At 47.8% G+C, this 1390-nt stretch carries 1 protein-coding gene; it reads left to right on the top strand.

The window, feature by feature from the left end:
• Positions 1-1236 (top strand): IS110 family RNA-guided transposase (locus NNL21_RS35990; protein ID WP_256555721.1); only part of this gene is annotated, 1236 nt, incomplete at its 5' end.
• Between the last annotated feature and the right edge of the window lie 154 nt (positions 1237-1390).

Raw genomic sequence — 1390 nt, 5'->3', positions numbered from 1 at the left:
ATTGAAAAGATTACCACCAAGCACCTTGTCGTCGGGATTGACATCGCCCAGCAAACTCATGTCGCACGTGCGGTGAACTTTCGAGGAATTGCTATTGGGAATCCCCTTTCCTTTTCAAACGATGAAGAAGGATTTCAAACTCTTCTAGGTTGGATCCATTCGTTACAAACCGCGCATAGCCTTAGCGCTGCTATTGTTGGTATGGAACCAACCGGTCATTACTGGCTTAACGTCTCTAGGTGGCTCTCCGAGCGTCAATTTGAAGTGGTTCTCGTTAATCCTCATCTTGTGAAAAAGAATAAGGAAAACCGGGACAATACGCCATCTAAGAGTGACAAAAAGGATGCTCTCGTCATTGCAGACATGGTCAAAAATGGCTACTATTCTTTCGTTCGCAACACGCCTGAAGTCTTTGAAGAGTTGCGTGTCTTTCTCTCAAACCGTGACTCTGTCGTAACGAGACTCGTTAGCGCTAAAAACCAAATCCATCGTTGGGTTGACGTTGTTTTCCCGGAGCTGCGTCAGGTCTTTAAGGGCCTCATGTGCACCGGTTCGTTGGCCACGCTTCGTCTTTTTCCTACACCTGATGAGCTCCGAAATCTACAGCCGCAAGAGATCATTGCAGGCTGGAAATCGCTGATGAGGCGTCATTCTGGTGAGCGAAAAGCTCGAGCTCTTATCGCACTTGCTAGCAATTCAGTTGGTTCTAAACAAGCTACACAAGCTTACAAGCTCCACTTGAAGCAGTTGCTCGATGAGTACGACCTTGCTACTGAGCAGCTAAAATCAGTTGAAACGGAGATCATTGCCGTGTTAGACCGCATTCCATTTGCGAAATCGATGCTTGCTGTCAAAGGGATTAGCGCCATTTCACTGGCTGGTATTCTTGGTGAGGCTGGGGACTTAAGCGGCTTTGCTCACGGCAATGCATTGCTTCGGCATGCTGGTCTTAACCTCGCAGAAGCAAGCTCGGGGAAATGGACCGGTCAGATGAAGATTAGTAAACGGGGACGATCTCGCCTCCGCCGGTTCATCTTCATGATGACCATGAGTTTGGTAGCGAACAATCAAGAATTTAAGACGATGCATGCGCACAATGTACAGCTGAAAAGGATGAAGAAAATGAGGTCACTCATGAAACTGTGTGGTAAATTAGCTCGAATTCTCGTTGGCATGGCTCGAAGCCGGGAAGCTTACAATCCTCATAAAACGATGCCACTACAATTAGCTGCCTAAGCGCTATCTTACCGTTTCGTCGTACGAATTTTGGCTTATTCGCGGGATTTCAAAGAAAGCACGGAGTACCGGATATATTGAACCAAAGGGCACCGACCCGTACCGTTAGCAAGACCGGCCTCCACCCCTTGGACAGGCGTAACGAAGGAATGAG

The sequence above is a fragment of the Paenibacillus mendelii genome, from assembly GCF_024498075.1.
Lineage (GTDB): Bacteria > Bacillota > Bacilli > Paenibacillales > Paenibacillaceae > Paenibacillus_Z > Paenibacillus_Z mendelii.
Note: the sequence above shows the minus strand (reverse complement) of the source record. Positions and strands in the feature narration are given on the sequence as shown.